Source organism: Kribbella sp. NBC_00359 (assembly GCF_036097425.1).
Taxonomy (GTDB): domain Bacteria; phylum Actinomycetota; class Actinomycetes; order Propionibacteriales; family Kribbellaceae; genus Kribbella.
Window position 1 is genome coordinate 3,961,038 of record NZ_CP107975.1, and the last position, 24,055, is coordinate 3,985,092.

A 24,055-nucleotide genomic window follows, 5' to 3' on the forward strand; every position below is an offset into this window, starting at 1 on the left:
TCCGCTTGCGTGGCACTGAACATGTGTTTAGTCTATTGAACATGCGTTCAGAGGATCTCACCGCGCAGGCCAGGATTCGCAATGCTGCGGTCGAGCTGTTCGCCCGGGACGGCTTCGAGAAGACCAATCTGCGGGCGATCGCGGCGGCCGCGGGCGTCAGTGCCGGCCTCGTCATTCACCACTTCGGCAGCAAGGACGGGTTGCGGGCGGCCTGCGACGAGTTCGTGCTGCAGGTCCTGACCCGCCGGGCCCGGGCGGCCGGGACTCCGGATCTGCTGGGCGAGTACCTGGCGGATCCGGACGGGTATCGGCGGCAGGTGCAGTACATGACGCGGGCGATGGCGGAGGACTCGCCGGCCGCGCAGACCTTCGTCGACCGCATCGTCGGCGAGTCGGAGGCGGTGCACCGGGCCGGGGTGGACGCCGGTCGCATGCGCGAGTCATCGGATCCGCGGGCGCTCGCAGTGCTGAACGTGCTGCTCAGCCTGGCCACGTTGACGATGCCGCCGGCCCTCGCGCGGGCGCTCGGCCAGGAGGAGTTCGGGCCGGACGTGCTGCGCCGGCTCGCGGTGCCGACGCTTGAGCTCTACACGTACGGCCTCTACACCGACGACACCGCGCTGCGGACAGCAGCCGCGGCAGATGAGGAGATGAGCGAATCATGACGATCACGCTCCCGGTCTTCGACCAACTGGAGGACAGTCTCTGGCTGACGTTGTGCGGCCGGGCGCTGGACAACCGGCGCGAAGACCCGTTGCTGCGTGACGAGCTGGCGGACGAGATCGTCCGCACGGTCGACTACGACTACGGCAAGCTCAAGACCAGCCCGAGCAGCGTGATCTACATCGCGCACCGGGCGCTGAAGCTGGACGAGATCGCCCGCGACTTCGTCACCCGTCATCCGGACGCGATCGGGCTCGACCTCGGTGCCGGGCTGGACTCGCGCGCGACGCGGATCGACGTACCGCCGACGGTGGACTGGTACGACGTCGACTTCCCCGACGTGATCACCGCGCGGCAGCAGTTGGTCCCGGCGCGCCCGCACGTGCACAACCTCGCGGCCGATCTCGCCGAGCCCGGTTGGCTGGACCGGATCCCCGCGGACCGGCCGGCCGTCATCGTCGCGGACGGGCTGCTCGCGTTCTTCCCGCTGGCGGAGTGGAGCGCGATCCTGAACCGGATCATCGAGCATTTCCCCAGCGGCGAGATCGCCTTCAACGGATACTCGACCTTCGCCGTCAAGGCCGCGAAGGTGTATCCGGGCGCGAAGGCCGTGCGGGCGATCATGCGCTCGGAGGGTTTCGACGATCCGCACACCCCGGAGACCTGGAACCCGAAACTTCGGCTGGTGCGGGAGATCCTGCTGACCCGGGAGCCCGAGGTCGAGCGGTTCCCGGCCGGACTGCGGTGGGCCAACCGGCTGTCGGCGCGGAGTGAGTCGTTGTCCCGGCGCGGGAACGTCGTACTGCACTATCGCTTCTGAGTCAGCCGCTTCTGAGTCAGCGCAGTGCGATGACGGTGTCGGTGCCGGAGGTGAGCACGAGGTTGCCGATGGCGCGAGGGTCGCGGCCGCAGGAGATGCCGGTGGGGAGCGGGACCTGACGGAAGCCGGTGCTGCTGATCACGTTGGCGACGCAGCCGGTCGTGCCGCGGCCGAGCGAGATCACGCGGGCGTCGGCGGTGACGGTCACCTTCATGCGCGGGCTGACCGGTGCGGTCGTCTGCCAGGCGGTCAGGCCGGTGTTGGCGTCGATGGCCGTGACCACGGTCTTGCGGTTCTCCAAGGTGCTGGGGCCTGGGCAGTCCACGACGACCAGGTACTTTCCGGCCGCGTTGAGCAGCGTCCGGCACGCCCAGGTCCGTGGCACCGGCCAGCGCCAGCGGACGTCACCCGTCCGCGGATCGATGGCAGCGAGGGCGACAGGTACGTCGGAATCGCCGCCAGGCTCGGCCACGACCACCAGGCCGGCCACAACGACGGGTCGGCGGTAGGTGTCGGCGGAGGCCTTGGTCCAGAGCCTCTTGCCGGACTTCAGATCCAGTGCGGTCATCTCGTCGGGCTCGTCGTTGCAGCTGTGCCCCACGAACGCGACCACGGCCTCAGCGGTTGCGACCGCGCCCAGATCCGTGCAGCCGCCCGGCTCGAACGTCCACCGCTCGTGCCCGTCCGAGTCGACGCCGTGCAGTTTGCTGGAGCCGCCCGGCGCCGGCTCGCCGGTCAGCAGTGGTTGCGCCTGCTGGATCAGGCGGTCGCGGGTGTGGCCCGGCCACGCGGCCTTGCGGTGACCGGTCTTCGCGTCGAGCAGCAGGTAGCCGACGTCGGCGAACTCTGCCAGCACGTAGTCACCGTCGCCGGTCGCCACGATGTTCGGCTGCTCGTCGGAGTCGGACCGGCTGTAGCGCCAGCGCAGTACGCCGGTCGCGGCGTCGAGCATCTCGATCACGCCGCTCTGGCGGGGGACGGCGATGCCGTACCTGGTCCCGATCGCCTGCTCGGCCCCGGAGCCCGGCAGTGACTTGCTGACCCAGGCGACCGTGCCGTCGAGGACGGACGGGGACGCCTTGCCCGCTTCGTTCGGTGTGCCTTCGACTCGCTCGTTGGAGCTCAGCACGTAGTTGCGGGCCAGTGGCTGGATGATCAACAGCAGGATGAGTGCGACCGCGGCCGGCACTGCCAGCCAGGCGAGTTGCTGACCGGGGTTGCGGGCGGGGAGGAAACGGGCAGTTCTCGTGCGCAGTAGCGAGGCGACCAGCGCTGCTGAGCCGGCCAGCAGGAGCAGGAGCAGGGCAGCGATGAGCAGCGGCACGCGTAGGCCCACGCCGACGGCGGGGTTGATCCTCGGGACCCGGGCCCAGGCGACGAGCAGCCCGGTGACAGCAATCGCGACCACCGCACCGGCGATGAGTCGGGAGCGTTGGCTGGCACTTCGGGCGCAGCGGAACAGCAGCGGTGCGCTGAAGAACGCTACGACGGCCAGCACGACGGGAGGCCAGCCGGCCTCGTTCTGGGCGGTCGGGACCTGCCATGAGGCGCCTGATGCGGCGATGGAGACTACGGCGGCGGCGATCGCGCTGAAGGTGGCGGTGGCGGTCAGGGCGGCTTGTTGCCAGCCACGCCAGGGCGCTGGGAGTTGGCTGTCCAGTCCGGCGAGCTCTGACTCGAGGTTGACCCGGGCGACCGGGCCGAGCCGTTGGCGGGCCAGTTGGGTGCGATAGAGGTGACCGTCGAGCAGTTCGCGGACCTCGTCGTACCGCTGCTCGAGTGCGGCCTTGCGGTCGCCGGCGTCTCGCCGTACCTCGGCGGTGTGGACGGCGTACCGGCTGGGGTCGGCGGCGAGGATCGCGTTGACGGCGTCGAGGAGTACGTCGCCGTTCGCGTCGCGCCGGGGTGGTGCGTAGGAGTCGGGCGGGGGTGCGGCGAGCTCGCCGGTGAGGCGGATCAGGCGGGCGACTTCGGCGATGCGGATCGGCGGTACGCCGTACTGCGGGAGGAGTTGCTCGGCCAGCCGGGCGGATGCCTCGGCGTCCTCCGCCGGCGTGCCGCCCGGCTCATGGACCGCCCGGTGGAACCAGGCCGCGAGCCGGACCGAGGTCGGGTCGGTGGACAGCTGGATGAGTGAGTCCAGCGCCGTCAGCACGATCTCCAGGTAGTGGTCGCGGTAGGCCCGGCGCGTCCGTTCGACGTACCTCGCCACCAGCTCGTCCGCCAGCGAGGCGGAGCCGGGCACCAGCTCGCCCCACCGCCCACGCAGCTCGACCACTGCCCCAGTTTGCCAGTCCGGCCCCTACAGCGAACGCTCGATCACCCGACCGGCAGCTTGCGGTTGCGGTGCGAGGCTCGCACAGGGCTACTGGCGGGCGGCGAGGACGCCGGAGAGAAGGCCGGGGTAGAGGGACTCGAGGTCGGTGCGGCGGAGCTTGCTGATCCGCCGGGTGCCTTCGGTGTGGGTGGACAGGACGCCGGCCTCGCGGAGGATGCGGAGGTGGTGCGCCCGGGTCGAGGCAGTGACGGGGAGGTCGATCTCGCCGCACGCGATGCCCTGGGGCACGTCGGCGAGGGCGCGGACGATCTGCAGCCGGACCGGCTCGCCGAGGGCCTGAAGCACCGTCTCGACGCGGATCTCGTCGCGCTCCGGCTGCGGGAGTTCTTTGTTACTCATGTGTCCATAATACGACGGGCGTCGAAGTTCGATGATCTTCGTAGTACGATGACGGTCGAACTACTGAACCTCGTCCGGAAGGTCTCCGATGTCCGCACGGATCTACCTGCTCGGCGCCGGCGCGTTCGCCGTCGGCACCAGCGCGTACGTCGTGTCCGGCGTACTGCCCGACGTCAGCTCCGAGCTCCACGTCTCGCTGACGGCCGCGGGCCAGCTCGCCACCGCGTTCTCCCTGTCGTACGCCGTCGGCGCGCCGATCCTGTCCACACTGACCGGCCGGTGGGAGCGCCGTACCCTCCTCATCGCCGCACTCGTCCTGGCCGCGCTGGGCAACCTCATCGCCGCGGTCGCGACCGACTACCCGGTGCTGATCGTCGGTCGGGTGGTGGCCGCCTTCGGTGCCGCCGTCTACACCCCCGCCGCCACTCTCTTCGCGACAGGACTGCTGCCACCCGAGGAACGCGGTAGGGCCGTCGCCATCGTGTTCGGCGGTCTGACCTTCGCGCTGGTGCTCGGTGTGCCGGCCGGCAGCCTGCTCGGCCCGACGCTCGGCTACAAGGGTGTCTTCGCCCTCATCACGGTCGTCGCCGTACTGGTCGCCATCGTCGAGCGGGCCGCGCTTCCGAGGGTGGACGCGCCTCCTGTGGTCAGTCTGCGCGAGCGGTTCGCCGGTGTGACCGATCGGCGGGTGCAGATCGTTCTCGCGATGACCGTGCTCGGAGTGCTCGGCGCCTTCAGCGTCTACATCTACATCGTGCCGCTGCTGAAGCACTCCGCCGGATTGACCGGGAGAGTCACCGGCATCCTGCTTCTCGTGTACGGCGTGGGCGCCGTGGTGGGGAATCTGGTCGGAGGACGCGCCACAGACCGATTCGGCAGCCTGCGCACGCTCCTGGTCCTGTTGACCGGCCTCACTGCCGTCGTCGGCACCTTGGACCTCACCATGACCACCGAGGTCGGCGCTGCCGCGGCCCTGTTCGTCTGGGGCATGTTCACCTGGGCCTTCAACCCGCCGATCCAGAACCTCCTGCTGGAGCTCGGCGGTGGCCTGCTGATCTCGCTCAACGCGTCCGCGATCTATCTGGGCGCCGGACTGTCCGCTGTGGTGGGCGGTCTGGTCATCCAAGCATTCGGTGTCAGCTACCTGCCGGTGCTGTCCGCCGTGCTCTCGCTGGCGGTGCTCGGCCTGCTGTTCGCGCTCTGGCGCGACTCGGCCCTCCAGCGCGTCGAGGAGCTGGAGCGCGAAGAGGACATCTATCTCACAGCTGCAGCCGACTGATCACTGAGTGGTACCCCGGCTAGGGCAGGCTAGCGCCCATGCGTCTGCTCGCCGGGGTCCTCTTGGTGTCGACCGTGCTCGCACCGACGGCGGCCGCGCCCGGTCCGGATCCGGCGTCCGTCGTCGGCGGCTGGAAGACCTCGTCGGTGTACGTCGACCCGTCGCAGCGCTCGCTGGTCCCCGACAAGGACGCCGCCGAGTTGGCCGAGCGGGTGCGCGATCACCATCCGGCCATCCGGATCGCAGTGGTCCCGGTGGCGGCCTTGAACGGGAGTGGTGACAACAGCGCCGCCGCCCGCGCGTACGTCGACAAGCTGGTGGACCTGCAACGGGCCGATGGCATCTATCTGGTCGTGTTCGGCGGAGCGATCACCTGGGGGAGCGCGGTCGGGGTCGACACCCCGATCGCCGGAATTCTGACCGACGAGTTGGACAAGCACAGCCGCTCCGACCCGGTCGGCACGCTCAACGGAGTGCTGGACCAACTCGACGTACCCAAAGCTTCGAGCGGGCCGCCTGGCTGGCTGTGGCCGGCTCTGATCGTGCTTATCGTCCTGGTCGCCGGCGGCCTGGCCCTGCGCTGGTGGAAGTCGCGGCCGGGCAAGGACGAAGGCCCTGCGCTCTACCGGCCGTCGTACGACGTCCTGCCGGATGAGGCCGACAGTCTGTCGGAGCGGCGGGCGCTGGCGCGCGAGGACGTGACGCGGTTCGGCGAGGAACTGGATGCCGCCGACGTGCGTCTGGACGGCGTGAACACAGCGGCGGACGTGCAGGCGGCGATGGACGCGTACGCCGATGCCGGGCGCGTGGTCGACGGCGAGCCCGATGACGACAAACTGCGCGAGGTCCGGGCCACCGTCGAGTACGGGCGCTGGCGGCTCGCTTGCGCCCAGGCACTCGTCGCGGGAACGCCCAAGCCGGCACGCCGGGCGCCCTGCTTCTTCGACCCTGCTCACGGCACGTCCCTGACGGACTGGATGTACACGCCAACCGGCGGGCGGCCCCGGGAAGTCCCGGTCTGTGGTGCCTGTCGCGACCGGCTCTCGGGAGGAACACGATGAAACGACTGCTCGGTGCGCTCGCACTGGTCGCAGCCTCGATGTTGCCGGGGGTACCGGCGCACGCGGCCACCGACCCCGACGTCTACCTGAACGCCGTGGCCGGCAACCTCGGCGACCCTGGTGTCTGGGTCGACCCGGACGTCAAGGAGCTGACACCGGCCGAGGTCGCGGAGCTGGACGCCGCGGCGAAGAGTGCCGCGGCGCCGATCCGGATCGCAGTGATCCCCGCGGCCAAGATCAACACCTCGGACAGCGACTACTTCGTGAACCTCGCCTGGGAGGGCGAGGAGATCGCGGACCAGCTCTACGACCGCGTCGGCGTCGAGGGTGCGTACGCCGTACTGGTCGATGCGGACTCGGAGTCCGACGGACGTGGTTTCCATGCTGTCCAGCGAGCGGACCACGGGCCGACGTACCACGTGGGCGACGCGGTGGACCAGGCGGTCGACTGCTGTGCGCCGGACTACCAGGACATGCTGGTCAGGTTCATCCAACGAGCTCAGCAGGTCGACAAGCCGTTCTACGTCGACGCAGCGCCGTACGCCGGTGGTTTCGCCGGACTCATCGGGCTCTGGTACGGCGCGACCGCGCTAGGCGCTCGGCGGGCGCGCCGGAAGGACGAGACGGAGCACCTGGGGATCACGCGGCCGCTGCTGAACGAGGAGATCATCGCGCTGTCGCAGCAGGTCTCCGCGCTGCCGACGACGTCCGACCCGCAGCAGTCCAAGCTCTCCAAGGATGTGCTCGACACAGTCGAGAAGGCCCGGCACCGACTCGACGCGGCCAAGGGTGACGCGGACGTCGAGGCGGTGACCTCGCTGCTGGGGTCAGCCCGCTACGGGCTGGTCTGCCTGGACGCCGTACGCGCCGGCAAGCCGATCCCCGAGCCGACGGCACCCTGCTTCTTCGACCCGCGCCACGGGCCCAGCACCGACACCGTCGAGTGGCAGCCGGAGCGCGGGAGTGTCCGCGAGGTCAGCGTGTGTGCGGCCTGCAAGCAGCGGGCGGTGGCCGGGGAGGAACCGCAGGTCCGGATGGTCGAGCAGTGGAGCGACAACCTGCGGCCGTACTGGATGGTCGGCGAGGGCATGTCCGCGTACATCGACGGCTACTGGTCGCAGGGCAACGGCCGGCGCTGGTGGTTCCCCGACGACGACGCCCGCCGGACCGGCGACCGAATGCGGGCTCGTTGGCGCTCCCGTCGCCCCGGTGCGCGGTTCAGCCGGTGGAGCTCTGACGTCGGGTCCTCGATGCGCAACCGGTCGGCGTCGTCCGGCAGCGGCTCGGACGGCGACAGCGGCTGGTCCAGCGGCTCGAGCCGCCGCAGCTCCTGGTCTTCCCGTACCCGGTCGAGCGGCGGCGGTTCGTCGCGGCGCTCGGCTCGGCGATCAGACGGCTCGCGGGGCTTCTAGGACTTCGGGCAGGTCTTCGGTGTGCAGGACGGCCAGCGACGTGACCGCACGGGTGAGGCAGACGTAGAGGCGGCGGAGGCCGGTCCGCTCGTCGGCCTCACCGGCCACGATGCCGGCCGGCTCCACCAGCACGACGTGGTCGAACTCGAGGCCCTTCGCCAGTGAGGCGGGTACGACGTCCAGGTGCGCGTCGGCGTCGTCCTCGTCGCCCAGCACGGAGAAGGCGATTCCCTTGTCCTGCAAGGCCTTCCGGGTCGCCGCCACCAAGGCGTCCGGGACGATCAGACCGATCGAGCCGAGTCGCGCCGACACCTCGTCGACGGTCGTCACCGCGGCCGCCAGGCTGTCCGGCACCCGGTCGATGGCCAGCTCACCGCGCGCCCGTCGTACGGCGGTGGGCGGGGTGAGGTGTGGTGCGATCAGGGGGAGCAGGCGGGCGGCGTACTCGATCACTTGGCCGGGGACGCGGAAGCCCGCGGTCAGCTCCTCGGTGTGGGCACCGGTCTTGCCCAGGTGCTTCAACGCCTCGTCCCACGACGGTGTGGCCCACGGAGTGGTGCCCTGAGCGATGTCGCCGAGCACTGTCATCGAGCCGGTCGAGCACCGCCGTCCGACTGCGCGCAGCTGCATCGCGGACAGGTCCTGTGCCTCGTCCAGCACCACGTGACCCAGTGACGGCGTCCGGTCGACCAGATCGGCGATCTCGTCGATCAGCGTGGCATCGGCGACCGACCACTTCGCGGCTCCGGCCGACCGCGGCACCTTGTCCCAGATCAGCAGCGCCTGCTCTTCAGCAGTGAGGAGTCCGTCGGCGTGCTCGGCGAGCAGTTCCGGGTCGGTGAAGAGGCGGAAGAGCAGCTTCGCCGGATCCACAGCGGGCCAGAGTGCTTCGGCGTACTGCTTGACCGGGCGACTCCGGGCCACCGAGTCCTGCACCCGGTCGTCCGGTGAGTCACCGGCCGCCTCCATCCGCAGCAGGACGGCGTGCGCCAGGCGCTGGGGCAACATCGACCGGCCGGCGCCGTACCGGACTCCACGCGTCTGAAGCTCGGTGACCAGCTCCTCGGCCTGGTACGTCGGGACCCGCCACCGGTGCGATCCCCGCGGCACGACCAGCGCCTCCGTCGGCATCCGCACCTGCGACCACACCGCCCGGTGCAGTACGGCGGCCATCCGAGCATCGCCCTTGAGTACGTCGACTGCCGCCGGACCCGGCCCCGCCACCCGCACCCGGGCGACCAGCTCCTCGACCGTGGTCTGCTTCGCCTCGATCTCGCCCAGCGCGGGCAGCACGTCGCCGATGTAGCGCAGGAAGCTCGCGTTCGGCCCGACCACGAGCACTCCGGCCCGGCTGAGCTGGTCGCGATACGCATAGAGCAGGTACGCCGCGCGGTGCAGACCGACCGCGGTCTTCCCGGTCCCGGGGGCGCCCTGGACGCAGATGGTGTCGTCGACCCCGGCCCGGACGATCACGTCCTGCTCAGGCTGGATGGTCGCCACGATGTCGCGCATCGGGCCGGAACGCGGTCGCTCGATCTCCGCGTCGAGGATGTCGCTGTGTTCGTCGGCCGGCGCGCTCGAGGTCAGGTCCTCGTCCTCGAAGGCGGTCATCTCGCCATGCGTGAAGCCGAACCGGCGGCGTACCCCCACGCCCATCGGCTCGGTCCGGCTGGCCCGGTAGAACGGCACGGAGATGTCCGCGCGCCAGTCCACCACCAGCGGCTCGCCCTGGTCGTCGTTGACGTGCCGCCGGCCGATGTGGAACGTCTCGTCGGTGGGCTCGAGGTAGTCCAGCCGGCCGAAGAACAGCGGCACGTCCGGGTCGTCCTCGAGCTCCTTCATCCGCCGCCAGATCGCGGCCTGCAGGTACTCCTGGTTGACCCGGTCCGCGCTGTGGACCTCCAGCGCGCCGGTCTTCTCCCGCATCACCGCCAGCGCGGCTCGCGAGGTCTTCAGGTAGTCCTTCTCGGCCTGGAGGATGTCGGACGTATCGGGGGGCATGCGGGACCTCCGGCAGGAGTCAGGGGGAGCCTCGCCACGTTACTTGAGCACCCGCCGCGGGGAAACCGAATTACGCGTCCGCAGCCGGTCGTCGTGCAGGCCGGGGCGGAGCAGCAGCGGCAGGCTGACTCCCAGCAGGAGCAGTACGACGATGCCGTCCAGCCAGTAGTGGTTCGCCGTCACCACGACCACGGTGAAGGTGATGATCGGGTGCAGCAGCCACAGCCAGCGCCACTTGGACCGGGTGATCAGGATCATCGACAGGGCGATCAGCGACGCCCACCCGACGTGCAGACTGGGCATGGCCGCGAACTGGTTCACCGGCCCGCCGGAGTGCTCCGCGCCGTACACCGACTGGCCGAACCGCAGCCCGGTGTCGACGAACCCGGGCATCATCCGCGGCGGTGCCAGCGGGAACGCCATGTGCCCGACCAGTGCCAGCCCGGTCACCGACACCATCGTCCACCGGACGTGTGGGTAGGCCTTCGGCCGCCAGATGCTCAGCCAGAGCAGTACGGCGGCGGTCAGTGGAGCATGCACGCTGGCGTAGTAGAGGTTCGCCCCTTCGACCAGGTGCGGGAACTTCAGTGCCGCGTGCTGGATCGAGGCCTCGTTCGGCAGGTGCAGCCAGCTCTGGAAGGACAGCACCTCATGGGCGTTGCTGAACGCAGACCCGGTATGTCGCGCGGCGATCTGCCGGCCCGCACTGTAGACGAGGAAGAGGGTGGCCAACAGGACCGCTTCCCTGACCACCCGCCAGAAGACCTGCGCCCCGCGCTGTCCCTGCTCTTCCCCACCCGGCCCCACCCGCTCCAGCGCCTCTATCCCCATACTCCTCGACGGTACCTGCCGTACCCCGAGGATTTGTCCAGGCGCAACCCTGGCGTTGCCCTGGGCAACCCCTGGCCGCGCTCAGGGGCACCGTTCGTGACGCGCTCGTCACGCCGTTGCGATCATCCCTTGACGGCCCCGGTCAGCACGCCCTTGGCGAAGTGCCGCTGCAGGAACGGGTAGACGAGCAGGATCGGCACGATCGAGACGACCAGGATCGCCATCTGGATCGACGCCTGCGGTGGCAGCCGCTCGGTGCCGAGCTCCGCGCTGCCCAGCTGGGCGTCGTTGATCACATAGGTGCGCAGCACCAGCTGCAACGGCCACAGCTTGGAGTCGTTGAGGTACAGCAGCGCGGAGAAGAACGCGTTCCAGTAGGCCACCGCGTAGAACAGCCCGATCACCGAGAGCACGGCCTTGGACAGCGGCAGCACGATGTAGGTGAACGTCTTCAGCTCACCCGCGCCGTCGATCCGCGCGCTCTCGGTGAGCTCGTTCGGCAGGTTCATGAAGAACGCCCGCAGTACGACGACGTTGAACGCGCTCACCATCGTCGGCACGATCAGCGCCCAGATGCTGTCCAGCAGACCGACGCCCTTGACGGTCAGGTACAGCGGGATGATCCCGGGAGAGAACAGCATGCTGAACAGGATCACCAGCAGGATCGGCCGCCCGGCCACGAACCCGGGCCGGGACAACGCGTAGGCGAGCAGACAGGACACGGTCAGGCTGAGCAGTGTGCCCACAACGGTGACGAAGATGCTGACGAACAGCGCCTGCGTCACCACCCCGCCGGAGAACAGCGACTCGTAGGCGGCGAAGTTGACCGACTTCGGGAACAGCACCAGCCCGCCGGACTCGTTGATCTGCTTGTTCGGCGCCACGCTGGTCGAGATCACCCCGACGAACGGGATGATCACCACCGCGCAGAACACCAGCAGGACCAGTCCCTTGAAGACCCGCATCGGCCAGGAGGGCATCGGCACGCCCTGGACGATCTTCCGGTGAGGTGCGACTCTGCGGGCCACGATCGTCTGCGTCATCGGTTGTACACCCCTTGCTCCCCGAAAATGTGGGCGACCTTGTTCGCGGTGAGCACGAGGATGACCCCGACGATGCCCTTCACCAGGCCGACCGCGGCCGCCACGCCCCAGGCGCCACCGAGCACGCCGTTGTTGTAGACGTAGGTGTCGAGGACCTCACTGACGTCCCGGCCGACCGCTTGCTGCTGCAGGATGATCTGCTCGAAGCCGACGGTCAGCGAGTCGCCGAGCCGCAGGATGAACAGCAGGATGATGATCCCGCGCAGCCCGGGCAGGGTGACGTGCCACAGCTGTTTCATCCGGCTGGCGCCGTCCACACTGGCTGCCTCGTACAGCTGCGAGTCGATCTGGGACAGGGCAGCCAGGAACAGGATCGTCGCCCAGCCGGTGTCCTTCCAGATGATCTGCGACGTCAGCAGGACGTGGAACAGCTCCGAGTTCCCGATGATGTCGAGCGTGGCGAGGTCGTGCGAGCGCAGGTAGTTGTTCAGCAACCCGCTGCCGCCGAGCATCTGCTGGAACAGCGCGACCACGATCACCCAAGACATGAAGTGCGGCAGGTAGAGGATGCTCTGCGCGATCCGCTTGATCCGCTCGGAGAACAGCGAGTTCAGCAGCAGGGCCAGCAGGATCGGCGCCGGGAACACGAACACCGACTGCAGGCTGGTCAGGATCAGCGTGTTCTTCAACGCCCGCAGGAACGCCGGATCGCCGTTGAAGATCACGCTGAAGTTCGCCCAGCCGGACCAGTCGCTGCCGCCGATGCCCAGGAACGGCTGGTAATCCTTGAACGCGATCACGTTGCCGAGCAGCGGCACGTAGTGGAACGCGATGATCAGCGCGGTGCCGGGCAGCGCGAACAGCAGCAGCACCCGGTCCCGGAGCAGGCGCCGCCCCAGGCTCAGCCGCTGCTGCGATCGCGTCTTGGAACGTTGGAGCATCTACTTCCCTGCCGTGTCGGTGAGCGCTTGCTCGAGCTCGGTCCGCATCTTGTCGCCGCCCGCGGACTTCCAGGTCTGCACTGCCGCGGTCCAGTCGGACACCGGCTTCTTGCCCTGCGCGATCTGGCCTTCCAGGTCGGTCATCGTCTTCGCGAGCTGCGGCTGCTTCTTCGACTGCGCGTCGGAGTACAGCCCGTACGACGCGTCGTGCACGAGCCGTTTGGCGACCTTCTCCTGGATCGCGTGCTGCTTCTGCGGCACGTCCGGCTTGCCGGCCCAGTACAGCGCCAGGGTGCTGTCGCTGATGTACTGCAGGCCGATACCGGTCTCCACCACTCCGACCTTGGTCGGCACCGGGTCCGTGCCCTGCAGGGTGTAGTGCCGGCCCGCGACGCCGTACTTGCGGAACAGGTACTCCTCGGTGCCGAAGGGCGCGGCCATCCAGTTCGCGATCTTCAGCAGCGTCTCGGCCGTGTGCTTGCTGTCCTTGCTGAACGAGGTGACGTTGTTCAGCGCCGAGCCCATCCACGGGCTGCCCTCGCCACCGTCGAAGCCGGGCACGTCGAGCATGTTCACCGCGAACGCGTCGCCGGCGGTGTTGTCGGAGTAGTACTGGTTCCACGCCACGAAGCTGTCGTAGTCGAACGCGGCGGTACCGCCGTTGAACCACTGCTTGCGGGCGCTCGCCTTGTCGTTGAACGCGTCCGGGTTGATCACACCGGCGGCGACCATCTTGCGGGCCGCCTCGAGCGCCTCGAGTTGCGCCTCGTGCTCGTACATCGAGGTGAACTTGCCGCCGTCCTCCTTCCAGACGTTCGGGATGCCGAGCATCTGCCGGATGGTCGACAGCGGCACCCTGGTCCAGGCCCACTTGTTCTGCTTGGCCGCGGTCATCTCCTTGGCCAGGTCGAAGAACTCCTGGAAGTTCTTCGGGGCAGGGTCCTTGATGCCCTTCGCGGCCAGCAGGTCCTCGCGGTACAGGGCCAATGAGGTCCGTGACATCCCGCGCGGCACCGGGACGCCGTAGATCGCGCCGTTGAAGACGCAACCCTTCCAGTACTCGGTCGGGATGTTCGCGAGGAACGGGTACTTGCTGACCGCGTCACCGGACAGGTGCTCGGTCAGATCCATGCACTTGGCCTTCACCAGGCCGGGGATCTGCACGGTGTCGACCGGGATGTTCAGGATGTCGGGCAGGTCGCCGCCGGCGATCCGGGTGGCGAACTTGTCCTTGTACTCGTCGTTCGAGGCCATGCTGATCTGCAGTTCGGAGCCGAGCCGCTGGTTCACGGCCTGCCAGAACGGGTTCCTGTCCGCAGCCGGCGGTATCGCGCCCGGGATGTTGGTCAGGAACGTGATCGGCTTGCCGTCGCCGGGGACGTCGGTGATCACCTTGGCGGGGTTCGCCGGGTACTTGAGGAAGCCGTCCAGCACCACGTCGGTGCCGGGCAGGTCGGGCTTGATCTCGCCGTACCTGGTGTACGTCGGCAGTTTCACCGCCGCGTTGGCGGCCGCGGTGTTCTTCTTGTCCGACGCGCACCCCTCCAGCAGCGGCGTACCCGTGACCGCGACAGCGGCGGCGGCCAGGCCGCCGCCGAGGAAAGTTCTTCTGCTGACTGGCATGAGGCCTCACTTCCATCGGAGGGCCACACCATGACATAGTACGTCCTATGTCTTCAAGAGTCGGCGCCGTGGAAATCACTCCGGCCGTGGTCTTCGACCCGGCCGGTAGCGGCTATCACACGTTCCGGATCCCGTCCGTGCTGGCGCGAGGCGAGTTGGTGCTCGCCTTCTGCGAGGGGCGGCTGCATGGGTCCGGCGACGCGGGTGAGATCGAGGTCGTGCTCCGGCGGTCGCTCGACGGCGGGCAGACCTGGCTGCCACTGCAGGTGGTGTCGGCCGTGCCCGGCAAGACGTGTGGGAATCCGGTGCCGGTGATCGACCCCGCGAGCGGCGACATCGTGCTGGTCACGGTGCAGAACGGCGCCGACGCCGTCGAGCTGTCGCTTGCCCGCGGCACCGATCCGGAGTCCGGCCGGCGGGTGTTCGTGCAGCGGTCCACCGACGACGGCGCGTCGTGGAGCCCGACGGTGGAGATCACCGCGCAGGTGAAGCCCTCCGACTGGGGTTGGTACGCGACCGGGCCCTGTCACGGGATCGCGCTCACGAGTGGTCGGCTCGTCGTACCGGCGAACCACTCGTTCGTGCCGTCGGAGCCGGTCGACGATCTGATCCGGCTGAACGGCGGGCACTGCATCGTCAGCGACGACGGCGGGATCACCTGGGCGGTCGGCTTCGTCGATCGCAACGACGGCGCGGAGATCAACGCGAACGAGACCACCGTCGCCGAGTTGCCCGACGGACGCTTGTACTTCAACGCCCGCAACCACCAGGGGACCGGGCCGGCGCGGGTGCACGCCTGGTCCTCGGACGGCGGTGCCACGCTCGACGCGCCGTACGCCGGGATCCCCGAGATCACCGCGCCGGGGATCCAGGGGAGTGTGCTCACGCTGCCCGACGGCCGGCTGGTGCTGTCGACACCGGTCAACCCGTCGAGCCGCCGGGAGCTGACCGTGTTCGTCAGCGATGACTCCGGTCAGTCCTGGCGGGCCGCGCTGGTGGTGCATCCGGGCATGGCCGGCTACTCCGATCTCGTCCTCCGGCCCGACGGCTCGGTCGGCATCTTCTACGAGGCTGGTGAAACCTCCTCGTTCGCGACCCTCCGCTTCGCCACATTCGCCCTTTGACGTTGGGAGACCCCTTGACCGACTCCGCCCAGTTGACCGGCGTGGTGCCGCCACTCGTCACCCCGCTCACCCCCGAGTACGACGTCGACACCGCATCGCTGGCCCGGTTGATCCAGTACCAGTTGACCGGCGGTGTGGACGGGGTGTTCGTGCTCGGCACCTCCGGCGAAGGCACGTTCCTGACCGACGAGCAGCGGCAGGTCGTGCTGGAGACGGCCGTGGCGGAGGTGTCGGGGCAGGTGCCGGTGCTGGCCGGTGTCATCGACACGTCGACCGCTCGAGTCAGTGCGCACGTGTCTGCTGCGTTGAAGGCCGGTGTGGACGGTCTGGTCGCGACGGCGCCGTTCTACGCCGCCACGCATCCGGCGGAGATCGAGCGGCATTTCACGCGGCTCGAGTCATTGGCTGGGGATACGCCGCTCTACGCGTATGACATTCCGTCGCGGGTCGGGACGAAGCTGCCGGCGTCGTTGGTGATCTCGCTCGGGCAGCAGGGCGTCATCGCTGGCGTGAAGGACTCGAGTGGTCAGGAGACAAGCCTGCGGCAGTTGGTGCTCTCGCGACGGGAGGCCGGGTTGGACGGCTTCGCGGTCATGACCGGGTCGGAGGTCACCGTCGACTCCGCGCTGGCCTTCGGTGTCGATGGCGTCGTACCTGGGTTGGGGAACGTGGATCCGGCCGGCTATGTGCGGTTGTTCGACGCATCGGTCTCCGGTGACGCGGCCGCGGCGCGGGCCGAGCAGGATCGGTTGTTCCGGTTGTTCGAGATCATCGACGTGGCGGATCGCTCGCGGATGGGCGCGAGTTCAGCGGCACTCGGTGCGTTCAAGGCGGGGTTGTATCTGCTGGGCGTGATCGACTGCCCGGTGACGGCGTACCCGTGTATCCCCTTGAGCGACACCGAGATCGCCGCGATCCGGCCCTTACTGGACCGCGCCGGATTACACTGAGCGGTCCTAGTCTCAAGGAGGACCGGGTGACAACGGGTGGGCTCGGCCGGGCACGTGGTGCGGCGGGAAATCAGTCCTTCATTCGCGACCAGATGAAGTCGTACATCCTGGAGCGCGGGCTGAAGGCGGGTGATCCGCTGCCCAACGAGCAGGAACTGATGGCTCAGCTCGGCGTCGGGCGGCACCCGTTGCGCGAGGCGATGAAGGCGCTGCAGGCGGTCGGGATCATCGAGATCCGGCACGGGTACGGGACGTACGTCGGCGAGGTGTCACTGCAGTCGCTGGAGGACGGGCTCGCGTTCCGGATGTCGCAGTCGATGGCCGGCGACCTCCGCGACGTGCAGAACGTCCTCGATGTCCGCCAGGCCATCGAGGTCGGCATGGCCGAGGACGTGGTGGAGTTCTTCAGCCGGCACGGGGACGACACCCTGGAGCCGATCGTCGAACGCATGGAAGCCAAGGCAGCGGACGGGAAGTACTTCCCCGACGAGGACTGGGCCTTCCACCAGGCACTCTACGAGCCGCTCGGCAACGCCCTCGTCATCGACCTGCTCAGCGTCTTCTGGCGAACCTTCTCGCAGGTCGACGCACGCCTCCCCGGCGCGCGCTACACCCCCGCCGACGCGGCCGCCTGGCACCGCGATCTCCTGAACACCCTCCGAACAGGAGACCCCGAAGCCTTCGCCCGCTCCATGAAGAAACACTTCAACGGCATCCACACACGGCTAGGCGAATAGGTAGCGTGCAGCTCGACAGGACGTATACCCCCACTAAGGGACAACGTCCGGTCACCCGAGCGTGCGTCGGCCCCTGAGACCTGGACACGTCCTGTCGAGCTGTCCCCTGTGGACAAGCCAAGTCACGCGGCAGCCGACATCAGGCACCATCCTTGGATGGAGACGGTCGCCGAGGCCCTGGCTCGGCGAGGAGGGTGGGCAAGCTCCGCCGAATTGGTTGCCGCGACCTCCCGTCGTGCAGTCGGCGCCGCGCTCGAGCGAGGTGAGGTGCAGCGGATCGCACTTGGGATCTACGCGCTGCCCGGTCTTCCCGCCGACCAGGTGGCAATGCTCGCGTACGACGGAGTCCTCTCACACCTGAGCGCTGCGAGGGCGCAGGGTCTTCCGCTTCTGGTGACACCGGAGAAGCCGCACGTCACCGTCCCGCCCAAGCGCCGGCCACGTCCGGGACCACCCGCCGTTCTGCACTGGGCGCACACAAGTTCTGACGAGCGCCGGAACCGGATCACCTCGCTGCTTCGGACCGTGGTCGACTGTTCCCGCATCCTCCCGTTCGCCGAGGCACTGGCCGTCGCCGATGCGGCGCTCGCCACCCGACAGCTCAGCCAGCAGGAGTTGCTTGCCGCGACTGTCGCGATGCGCGGCTCCGGCTGTCCGAACGCTCGCAGGATGGCCGAAGCCGCCACCTGTCACTCCGGCAGCTTCCTGGAGTCGATGCTCCGGGCACTCCTGATCAGCGAAGCCATCGACGGCTTCGAACCACAGGTGCTGGTGTCGTCCGGGTGGTTCCGGGCCCGGGTTGATCTGGGACATCGGGCCGCCCGCTTGGCGGTCGAGGCGGATGGCTACGAGTTCCACGGATCCCGGCGGGACTTCGCCGCCGACTGCCACCGGTACGACGAGCTCGTGGCGGCCGGCTGGCTCGTCCTCCGATTCACGTACGAGCAGGTGATCGGTGATCCGGCCTGGGTGGTCGCGACCATCCGCGCTGCGTTGGCTCAGCGTCTCTCCGGTTGACGACGTGCAGCTCGACAGGAGGTGTCGGGGGCAGAGCGGCTTGGACGCCGGTCCCCAAGCGTGGCGAGCGACCGGCTGACCCGATACCTCCTGTCGAGCTGCACATCGTGCTCAGGCGAAGAGGTTCTCGGCATCGACGATCGTGTAGGCGTAGCCCTGTTCGGCTAGGAAGCGTTGGCGGTGGGCGGCGAACTCGGCGTCTACGGTGTCGCGGGCGACGATCGAGTAGAAGCGTGCGGTGCGGCCGTCGCCCTTGGGGCGGAGGACGCGGCCGAGGCGCTGGGCCTCTTCCTGGCGGGAGCCGAAGGTGCCGGAGACCTGGATGGCCACAGACGCCTCCGGCAGGTCGATGGAGAAGTTGGCGACCTTCGACACCACCAGACGCTTGATCTCGCCGGTGCGGAACGCCTGGAACAGACGCTGCCGTTCCTTCACCGTGGTCTCGCCCTTGATCACCGGGCACTCGAGTCGTTCGCCGAGCTCGTCCAGCTGGTCGATGTACTGACCGATCACGAGCAGCGGCTCGTCCGCGTGATGCTCGGCGATCTGCCGTACCAGCCGGGACTTCGCCGGGGTCGACGCGGCCAGCCGGTAGCGGTCTTCGGGCTCCGCGGTCGCGTACACGAACCGCTCGCTCTGCTCCAGGTCGACCCGCACCTCGATGCAGTCGGCCGGAGCGATCCAGCCCTGTGCCTCGATGTCCTTCCACGGCGCGTCGTACCGCTTCGGGCCGATCAGCGAGAACACGTCACCCTCGCGGCCGTCCTCCCGGACCAGCGTCGCGGTCAGGCCGATCCGGCGCCGGGTCTGCAGGTCGGCGGTCATCCGGAAGATCGGCGCCGGCAGCAGGTGCACCTCGTCGTACACGATCAGGCCCCAGTCCCGCGCGTCGAACAGCTCCAGGTGGGAGTAGACGCCCTTCCGGCGCGTGGTCATCACCTGGTACGTCGCGATCGTCACCGGCCGGATCTCCTTGCGGGCACCGGAGTACTCGCCGATCTCCTCCTCGGTCAGGCTGGTGCGCTTGAGCAGCTCGTCCTTCCACTGCCGCGCGGACACCGTGTTCGTCACCAGGATCAGCGTGGTCGCCGACGCCTGCGCCATCGCGGCCGCGCCGACGATCGTCTTGCCCGCCCCACAGGGCAGTACGACGACGCCGGAGCCGCCGTGCCAGAACGAGTCCACCGCCTGCTGCTGGTACGGGCGCATGTCCCAGCCGTCCCGGACGAGCTCGATGGCGTGCGTCTCGCCGTCCACGTACCCGGCGAGGTCCTCCGCGGGCCAGCCGAGCTTCAGCAGCGTCTGCTTGAGGTGACCACGCTCCGACGGGTGCACCAGCACGGTGTCGTCGTCGATCCGCGCCCCCAGCATCGGCTTCACCTTGGCGCTCCGCAGCACCTCCTCGAGCACCGGCCGGTCGGTCGTCACCAGCACCAGACCGTGCTGCGGGTGCTTCTCGAGCCGCAGTCGCCCGTACCGGTCCAGCGTCTCCGCGATGTCGACGAGCAGTGAGTGCGGCACCGGGTAGCGGCTGTAGCGCAGCAGAACGTCGATCACCTGCTCGGCGTCATGCCCCGCCGCCCGAGCGTTCCACAACCCCAGCGGCGTCAGCCGATAGGTGTGCACATGCTCCGGCGCCCGCTCCAACTCAGCAAACGGCGCAATAGCCTTCCGGCACTCGTTCGCCTCCGCATGCGCAGTCTCCAGCAAAAGCGTCTTGTCCGACTGCACAATCAGTGGACCGTCTGTCACTACCGCTCCCTATCGTCGCCCCGACCCTCCATTGTGCCTCAGGCGGTCAAAGGACAGGTCGGGCAGTGGAGATGCGGTGGAGGGCGTAGGTGCGGGGTTGGTCGGTGGCGTCTTCGTAGGCGGTGAGCCAGCCGTCGGCCACTCGGACCGGCTCGACGATGCGTTCGGAGGCGGTGCCGTTGTGGTCGACGTACGAGATCCAGGTGCGGGTGTGGGACTCGGCGGCGTTGGTCAGGACCGCGATGGTCTCGGCGGGGGCGGTGGGGTCGAGCAGGCCGTCGTCGGCGGGGCGCTCGGCGGCGATCCGGTCCCCGGCGCGGACCTTCTCGATCACGGCCTTCACCTGGTCGTCGGTGAGGTCGACCGGGTTGTCCACGAAGTCCCGGCTGGTACGACGCCGTGGCGCCTCACCGCGTCGCGCCGTGCCACCGGTCACATGGACCACGCCGTCGAACGTCTCCGCCAGCGGCGCTAGACCCGCCTCACGCAATCGGCTCAGCACCATGTCCGGCGGCGACGGCGACACGACCACAGTCGGCGCCAGCCGGCGGAAACGGATACCCGGAAGGTTCGAGCTCACCAGTTGAGTCAGCACAGTCTCGTCATCACAGCGCAGGTACGTCGACGCCGTACCGATCCGGAGTACGCCGTGCCGCCGTGCGACGTCATCGATCAGGTAAGTCAGCGGCTGGGGGACCGGAGTCCGAGAGTGCTCGGCCAACCACTTGTGCAACTGGTCAGCGGTCCGCCCGAGGTCGAAGGCACGCCGTACTGAGCCTTCACTGAAGCGATAGACCGCCGCGCCACCGTGCGACTCGACATCGGCCATCGCCGACAGCTCTTCCTGCACAACACGCACCAGGGGACCGGGCGCAACAGCAGTCAGGTCAGCCTGCAACAGCACCTCGGACACCGGCTCTGGCACCAGCGGGTTGATCGCCTCGGCCAGATCGTCCACCGTCGGCTCCGGCTGCAGCAGGGGTCGCGCATGCTCCGCCAACGCGCCCAGACCAGTCAGCCCGAGTAGTGCGGCCTCAGTGACGCTCCACTCGACCAGATCGTCGCGGAACTGCCCGCCACGCCGCGGCCGATGCCACGCCACCCAAGTCACCACAGACTCCGTGGACGGCGCCGTACCCAGACCAGCCTCGGCCAACGCCTGCAACGTCAGCACCCGGACCTCCGGCGCCAGCAACCGCTCCAGATCCGGGGCGAGCGCATTGATCAGCCGCTCACGTGCAGCGGCCGTAGCACCACCACTGTCGCGTCTGCCGATCAGTCCGATCGCCCTGAGCCCACCGAACCACGCAAACACCAGCTGACCCCACCGATGCGCCAGGTCAAGCTCCAGCCAGTCGTCGTAAACGCTGGTAGGCAACCACATCTCAGTACTGCCGACTTCCACGGCCGCTAGCAGCCCACCGGCGTACGCGATCTCCAGCACGGCTGCGGTCGTCTGCTCCTCCGCGCCGATCTTGCCGGCCAGACTGCGGAGGTCACGCACGCCAATTCCACCCGTACGCAGGACTGGCGGCGGCTCGGACCCAAGCTGCTCCAGAGCACGATCAACCAGCCGAACCAGGTCAAGCGCTGCCCCAGCCGCGGCCCGGTCGGCGATCGCCGCGGACACCTTCTTCCCGTCCAACGGCGGCGGCGTCGGCCGCGTCGACGCGAGCACTCGCCCGCCCCGCAGATGCAGACCGATCTGCCGCGGCAACACCACCGTGTTCGCGTCCTTGGGTACGACGAGGCCGCGCGCGAGCAACCGCTCGACCGGCGTACGCGCCGAGGCAATCGTCACCGGCCGCTCGGCCTTCTCCACAGAACCGGTCGGCGGACCCCACGTCAGCTTGTCGAGCACCGCACGCGCGTCCGGGCCGGCCTCTTCGATCAACTTGTCCAGGTCGCCGAAATGCCTGGTCGTGACAGGACCGAGCCCAGCCGGTGTCGGCCCGAGCAGTTCGTGGACCGCGCGGATCGGCCGCAGATCGTCCTCGGTGCCCCACACGAGCGCCAGCTCCAGCAGCTCGGCCACCCGAGGCCGGACCACCTCGACAGGCTGATCCACACCGGCCGCCAACGCGGCCAGCTCCACCGGCTCAGGCAGGGCCGACAAAGACTCGAGCAGATCCACCCCGAACTCGTCTAGCCGGTTGATCGCCCGCGCCGCCGACGCGTTGGTGGTCGCCCGGGCCGCCAGCTGACCGGTGTCCGCGGGGATCGGCATCGCCAGATCGGGGCGCTTCTGGAGCAGTTGGCCGAGCGCGGCGTCGTCCCACCCACGCAGCGCCTCGGCGAGGGTACGTGGGCGGTTCCGCTCGGATGTGCTCATCCCTCCAACGGTACGGCCCCATCCCCACACACCACTAACCGTTCCCCGAGATCACCCAGGATCCGGCCATCGTCTCCGCCAAGGTGCTCTCCAACCTCGCCGACGCCGTCCAGCCCGTCGTGGGCCTCACTCGGCTGCGCCGGCGCTGCCGATCCGGCGGAAGCCGACGCGTTCGTAGACGGCGGCGACCGCGTCGGACTCCGCCGACAGCAGGACGAGATCGACCCCGTTCGCGAAGGCGTGCTCGACCAGCACGGCGGTGAGGGCCGCGGCCAGGCCGCGGCGGCGCATGGACGGCAGAGTCCCGACGCCGACGATCTCGGTGGTAGGCCCGACCGGCTGGTGCGCCCCGCTGGCGACCATGCCTTCGTCGGTGAAGGCACCCGCGTTCACGGTCACGCCCCTGAGCGCCCGGTCCCGCAGGCCCGCGATCATGTCATCCGTCACCTCCGCCGCGTGGGCGTCGCGCTCCACCGGTCCGGCCGCGCCCACCGCCGTACCGGGGTCGCTGAAGGCGAGTCCCGCGACCGCCCGGGCCTGCCGCAGTACGGCGTCCTCGGCGGGCAGGATCTCGCAGCGTGCGTCCACCGTCACCGGGCGGAAGTCGTCGCGCTCGAGCACGAGGAGCGGGTGCTCGAGCACGGTCAGCCCGGCCGCGGCCGCCGCCGGACCCAGTGAAGGGCAGGTCTCGACGACCCACTCGAAGCTCAGCGGGATGCCCAGCTCCGCACAACGGGCCCGGACCAGCTCGACATCGGCCGGCTCGATAGTGGTTCCCGAGCCCGGCACCGGGCGTGCGTAGTACGGCCAGATCGTCGTACTGCGGAACAGCGTGAACGGCCCGACCTGCTCGGCCACCGAGCCGGACAGCGGGACCGCATGAAGGTAGTCGTCGACTCTGCTGATCATCGCGACGCAGTGAATCACCCCGACGGGGTCCACGCCAGCGAATATGTCGAAGTTCGTCCATCGGCTCCGACGTCCCAACGTGCAACCACGAACCTGGAGGATCGCGATGGAGAAAGTGACCTCGGCGGACGGTACGACGATCGCCTACGAGCGGCTGGGGACCGGGCCTCGGCTGATCCTGGTCGGCGGCGCACTGTGCGACCGAAGATCCCTCCTGCCTCTCGCGACGGGACTGGGCCGCCACTTCGACGTGGTGACCTACGACCGCCGCGGCCGCGGTGACTCTGCCGACAGCCCGACGTACGGCGTGCAGCGCGAGGTGGACGACCTCGGAGCGCTCCTCACAGCCATGGGCGGTACAGCGGCCGTCTATGGACACTCTTCCGGCGCCGGGCTGGTCGCGATCGCGGCTAGCACCGGTCTGCCGTTCACGAAGGTCGTGTTGCACGAGCCGCCGTACGGACCGGACGACGCCGAGCCGACGGGCGACGCGGACGCGGTGCTCGAATTGCTCGCCGCTGGACACCGCCGCGAGGCGGTCGAGCGCCACCTGACAATGACGGGCATGCCGGAACCGATGGCCCGGGAGTACGCCGCCACGCCCGGCCTGGCCGAGTGCGCGCCAACCCTGGCCTACGACTACACCGTGATGGGCCTGACCGTCGGCAGCCGCGTGCCGGTCGACGTGCTCGCCAAGGTCACCCAGCCGGCCCTCGTCGTCGCCGGGAGCGCGTCACCGCCGTTCATGGTCGACACGGCCAGGCGGATCGCGACGATCCTGCCAGCCGCCCGGTACGCCGAACTCGCCGACCAGCATCACGCCGTACCGCCGGAGATCCTCGCTCCCGTGCTGCACGACTTCCTGAGCTCACGAAAGGACTGA

General features: G+C 69.0%; 20 protein-coding genes. 10 read left to right on the forward strand and 10 right to left on the reverse strand.

Translation table 11 applies throughout. From position 1 onward, the window contains the following. Positions 1-41: 41 nt before the first annotated feature. Positions 42-665 carry a TetR family transcriptional regulator gene (locus OG876_RS19460; RefSeq protein WP_328526293.1) on the forward strand — a complete coding sequence of 208 codons (624 nt, stop codon included), beginning with the start codon at positions 42-44 and terminating at the stop codon, positions 663-665. Beyond that, complete coding sequence (locus OG876_RS19465) at positions 662-1,483, forward strand: class I SAM-dependent methyltransferase (RefSeq protein WP_328526294.1); 822 nt, start codon at positions 662-664, stop codon at positions 1,481-1,483. Before OG876_RS19460 ends, OG876_RS19465 begins: the two co-directional genes overlap by 4 nt. Positions 1,484-1,499: 16 nt before the next feature. Here OG876_RS19465 and OG876_RS19470 read toward each other — a convergent pair whose 3' ends face one another. Continuing rightward, positions 1,500-3,761: an outer membrane protein assembly factor BamB family protein gene (locus OG876_RS19470; protein ID WP_328526295.1), complete on the reverse strand. Its 2,262-nt coding sequence runs from the start codon at positions 3,759-3,761 to the stop codon at positions 1,500-1,502. 87 nt (positions 3,762-3,848) lie between these two features. Then, entirely contained in the window at positions 3,849-4,160 is a 312-nt protein-coding gene (locus OG876_RS19475; protein WP_328526296.1) for an ArsR/SmtB family transcription factor, read from the reverse strand. An 88-nt stretch (positions 4,161-4,248) separates the two neighbouring features. Between OG876_RS19475 and OG876_RS19480 the strand changes: the two genes are divergently transcribed. The 3 genes from OG876_RS19480 to OG876_RS19490 are packed head-to-tail and all read left to right on the forward strand — an operon-like array spanning position 4,249 to position 7,912. Continuing rightward, complete coding sequence (locus OG876_RS19480) at positions 4,249-5,439, forward strand: MFS transporter (protein ID WP_328526297.1); 1,191 nt, start codon at positions 4,249-4,251, stop codon at positions 5,437-5,439. 38 nt (positions 5,440-5,477) lie between these two features. Next, entirely contained in the window at positions 5,478-6,500 is a 1,023-nt protein-coding gene (locus OG876_RS19485) for a hypothetical protein (protein WP_328526298.1), read from the forward strand. Then, entirely contained in the window at positions 6,497-7,912 is a 1,416-nt protein-coding gene (locus OG876_RS19490) for a hypothetical protein (protein WP_328526299.1), read from the forward strand. Before OG876_RS19485 ends, OG876_RS19490 begins: the two co-directional genes overlap by 4 nt. Here OG876_RS19490 and OG876_RS19495 read toward each other — a convergent pair. The 5 genes from OG876_RS19495 to OG876_RS19515 all read right to left on the reverse strand — a co-directional run bounded on the left by OG876_RS19495 (position 7,889) and on the right by OG876_RS19515 (position 14,351). Then, entirely contained in the window at positions 7,889-9,913 is a 2,025-nt protein-coding gene (locus tag OG876_RS19495) for a HelD family protein (RefSeq protein WP_328526300.1), read from the reverse strand. The two genes, OG876_RS19490 and OG876_RS19495, sit on opposite strands and share 24 nt — an antisense overlap. 39 nt (positions 9,914-9,952) lie before the next feature. After that, a complete protein-coding gene (locus OG876_RS19500) occupies positions 9,953-10,744 on the reverse strand; it encodes a phosphatase PAP2 family protein (protein ID WP_328526301.1) in 792 nt (263 codons plus the stop codon). 122 nt (positions 10,745-10,866) lie between these two features. After that, positions 10,867-11,787, reverse strand: coding sequence for a carbohydrate ABC transporter permease (locus OG876_RS19505; RefSeq protein ID WP_328526302.1), 921 nt, complete (start codon positions 11,785-11,787; stop codon positions 10,867-10,869). Next, positions 11,784-12,728, reverse strand: coding sequence for an ABC transporter permease (locus OG876_RS19510; RefSeq protein WP_328526303.1), 945 nt, complete (start codon positions 12,726-12,728; stop codon positions 11,784-11,786). Before OG876_RS19510 ends, OG876_RS19505 begins: the two co-directional genes overlap by 4 nt. Next, positions 12,729-14,351, reverse strand: coding sequence for an extracellular solute-binding protein (locus OG876_RS19515; RefSeq protein WP_328526304.1), 1,623 nt, complete (start codon positions 14,349-14,351; stop codon positions 12,729-12,731). A gap of 47 nt (positions 14,352-14,398) precedes the next feature. Here OG876_RS19515 and OG876_RS19520 point away from each other — a divergent pair, with 47 nt between their 5' ends. The 4 genes from OG876_RS19520 to OG876_RS19535 all read left to right on the forward strand — a co-directional run bounded on the left by OG876_RS19520 (position 14,399) and on the right by OG876_RS19535 (position 18,179). Next, entirely contained in the window at positions 14,399-15,475 is a 1,077-nt protein-coding gene (locus OG876_RS19520) for a sialidase family protein (RefSeq protein ID WP_328526305.1), read from the forward strand. Positions 15,476-15,489: 14 nt separating this feature from the next. Then, complete coding sequence (locus OG876_RS19525; protein ID WP_328526306.1) at positions 15,490-16,425, forward strand: dihydrodipicolinate synthase family protein; 936 nt, start codon at positions 15,490-15,492, stop codon at positions 16,423-16,425. A gap of 26 nt (positions 16,426-16,451) precedes the next feature. Continuing rightward, positions 16,452-17,162, forward strand: coding sequence for a FadR/GntR family transcriptional regulator (locus OG876_RS19530; RefSeq protein WP_328526307.1), 711 nt, complete (start codon positions 16,452-16,454; stop codon positions 17,160-17,162). 156 nt (positions 17,163-17,318) lie between these two features. Beyond that, positions 17,319-18,179, forward strand: coding sequence for a DUF559 domain-containing protein (locus OG876_RS19535; RefSeq protein WP_328526308.1), 861 nt, complete (start codon positions 17,319-17,321; stop codon positions 18,177-18,179). Between the two features lie 111 nt (positions 18,180-18,290). Here the strand turns inward: OG876_RS19535 and OG876_RS19540 are convergent, their stop codons facing one another. The 3 genes from OG876_RS19540 to OG876_RS19550 form a co-directional block, all read right to left on the reverse strand. Next, on the reverse strand, positions 18,291-19,931 hold the full coding sequence (locus OG876_RS19540) for a DNA repair helicase XPB (protein ID WP_328526309.1): 1,641 nt from the start codon (positions 19,929-19,931) through the stop codon (positions 18,291-18,293). A gap of 46 nt (positions 19,932-19,977) precedes the next feature. Continuing rightward, the gene (locus OG876_RS19545; RefSeq protein WP_328526310.1) at positions 19,978-22,263 is read right to left on the reverse strand and encodes a helicase-associated domain-containing protein; all 2,286 of its coding nucleotides are present in this window, start codon (positions 22,261-22,263) and stop codon (positions 19,978-19,980) included. A gap of 126 nt (positions 22,264-22,389) precedes the next feature. Next, complete coding sequence (locus OG876_RS19550) at positions 22,390-23,172, reverse strand: GNAT family N-acetyltransferase (RefSeq protein WP_328526311.1); 783 nt, start codon at positions 23,170-23,172, stop codon at positions 22,390-22,392. 106 nt (positions 23,173-23,278) lie between these two features. Between OG876_RS19550 and OG876_RS19555 the strand changes: the two genes are divergently transcribed. Then, on the forward strand, positions 23,279-24,055 hold the full coding sequence (locus OG876_RS19555) for an alpha/beta fold hydrolase (protein ID WP_328526312.1): 777 nt from the start codon (positions 23,279-23,281) through the stop codon (positions 24,053-24,055).

Excerpts from the sequence above, each read along its gene's own strand:
- OG876_RS19555 (WP_328526312.1), top strand. The coding sequence starts at position 23,279 with ATGGAGAAAGTGACCTCGGCGGACGGTACGACGATCGCCTACGAGCGG.
- OG876_RS19515 (WP_328526304.1), bottom strand. The coding sequence starts at position 14,351 with ATGCCAGTCAGCAGAAGAACTTTCCTCGGCGGCGGCCTGGCCGCCGCC.
- OG876_RS19500 (WP_328526301.1), bottom strand. The coding sequence starts at position 10,744 with ATGGGGATAGAGGCGCTGGAGCGGGTGGGGCCGGGTGGGGAAGAGCAG.
- OG876_RS19545 (WP_328526310.1), bottom strand. The coding sequence starts at position 22,263 with ATGAGCACATCCGAGCGGAACCGCCCACGTACCCTCGCCGAGGCGCTG.
- OG876_RS19510 (WP_328526303.1), bottom strand. The coding sequence starts at position 12,728 with ATGCTCCAACGTTCCAAGACGCGATCGCAGCAGCGGCTGAGCCTGGGG.
- OG876_RS19490 (WP_328526299.1), top strand. The coding sequence starts at position 6,497 with ATGAAACGACTGCTCGGTGCGCTCGCACTGGTCGCAGCCTCGATGTTG.
- OG876_RS19475 (WP_328526296.1), bottom strand. The coding sequence starts at position 4,160 with ATGAGTAACAAAGAACTCCCGCAGCCGGAGCGCGACGAGATCCGCGTC.
- OG876_RS19520 (WP_328526305.1), top strand. The coding sequence starts at position 14,399 with ATGTCTTCAAGAGTCGGCGCCGTGGAAATCACTCCGGCCGTGGTCTTC.
- OG876_RS19465 (WP_328526294.1), top strand. The coding sequence starts at position 662 with ATGACGATCACGCTCCCGGTCTTCGACCAACTGGAGGACAGTCTCTGG.
- OG876_RS19480 (WP_328526297.1), top strand. The coding sequence starts at position 4,249 with ATGTCCGCACGGATCTACCTGCTCGGCGCCGGCGCGTTCGCCGTCGGC.
- OG876_RS19535 (WP_328526308.1), top strand. The coding sequence starts at position 17,319 with ATGGAGACGGTCGCCGAGGCCCTGGCTCGGCGAGGAGGGTGGGCAAGC.
- OG876_RS19460 (WP_328526293.1), top strand. The coding sequence starts at position 42 with ATGCGTTCAGAGGATCTCACCGCGCAGGCCAGGATTCGCAATGCTGCG.
- OG876_RS19505 (WP_328526302.1), bottom strand. The coding sequence starts at position 11,787 with ATGACGCAGACGATCGTGGCCCGCAGAGTCGCACCTCACCGGAAGATC.
- OG876_RS19495 (WP_328526300.1), bottom strand. The coding sequence starts at position 9,913 with ATGCCCCCCGATACGTCCGACATCCTCCAGGCCGAGAAGGACTACCTG.
- OG876_RS19485 (WP_328526298.1), top strand. The coding sequence starts at position 5,478 with ATGCGTCTGCTCGCCGGGGTCCTCTTGGTGTCGACCGTGCTCGCACCG.
- OG876_RS19550 (WP_328526311.1), bottom strand. The coding sequence starts at position 23,172 with ATGATCAGCAGAGTCGACGACTACCTTCATGCGGTCCCGCTGTCCGGC.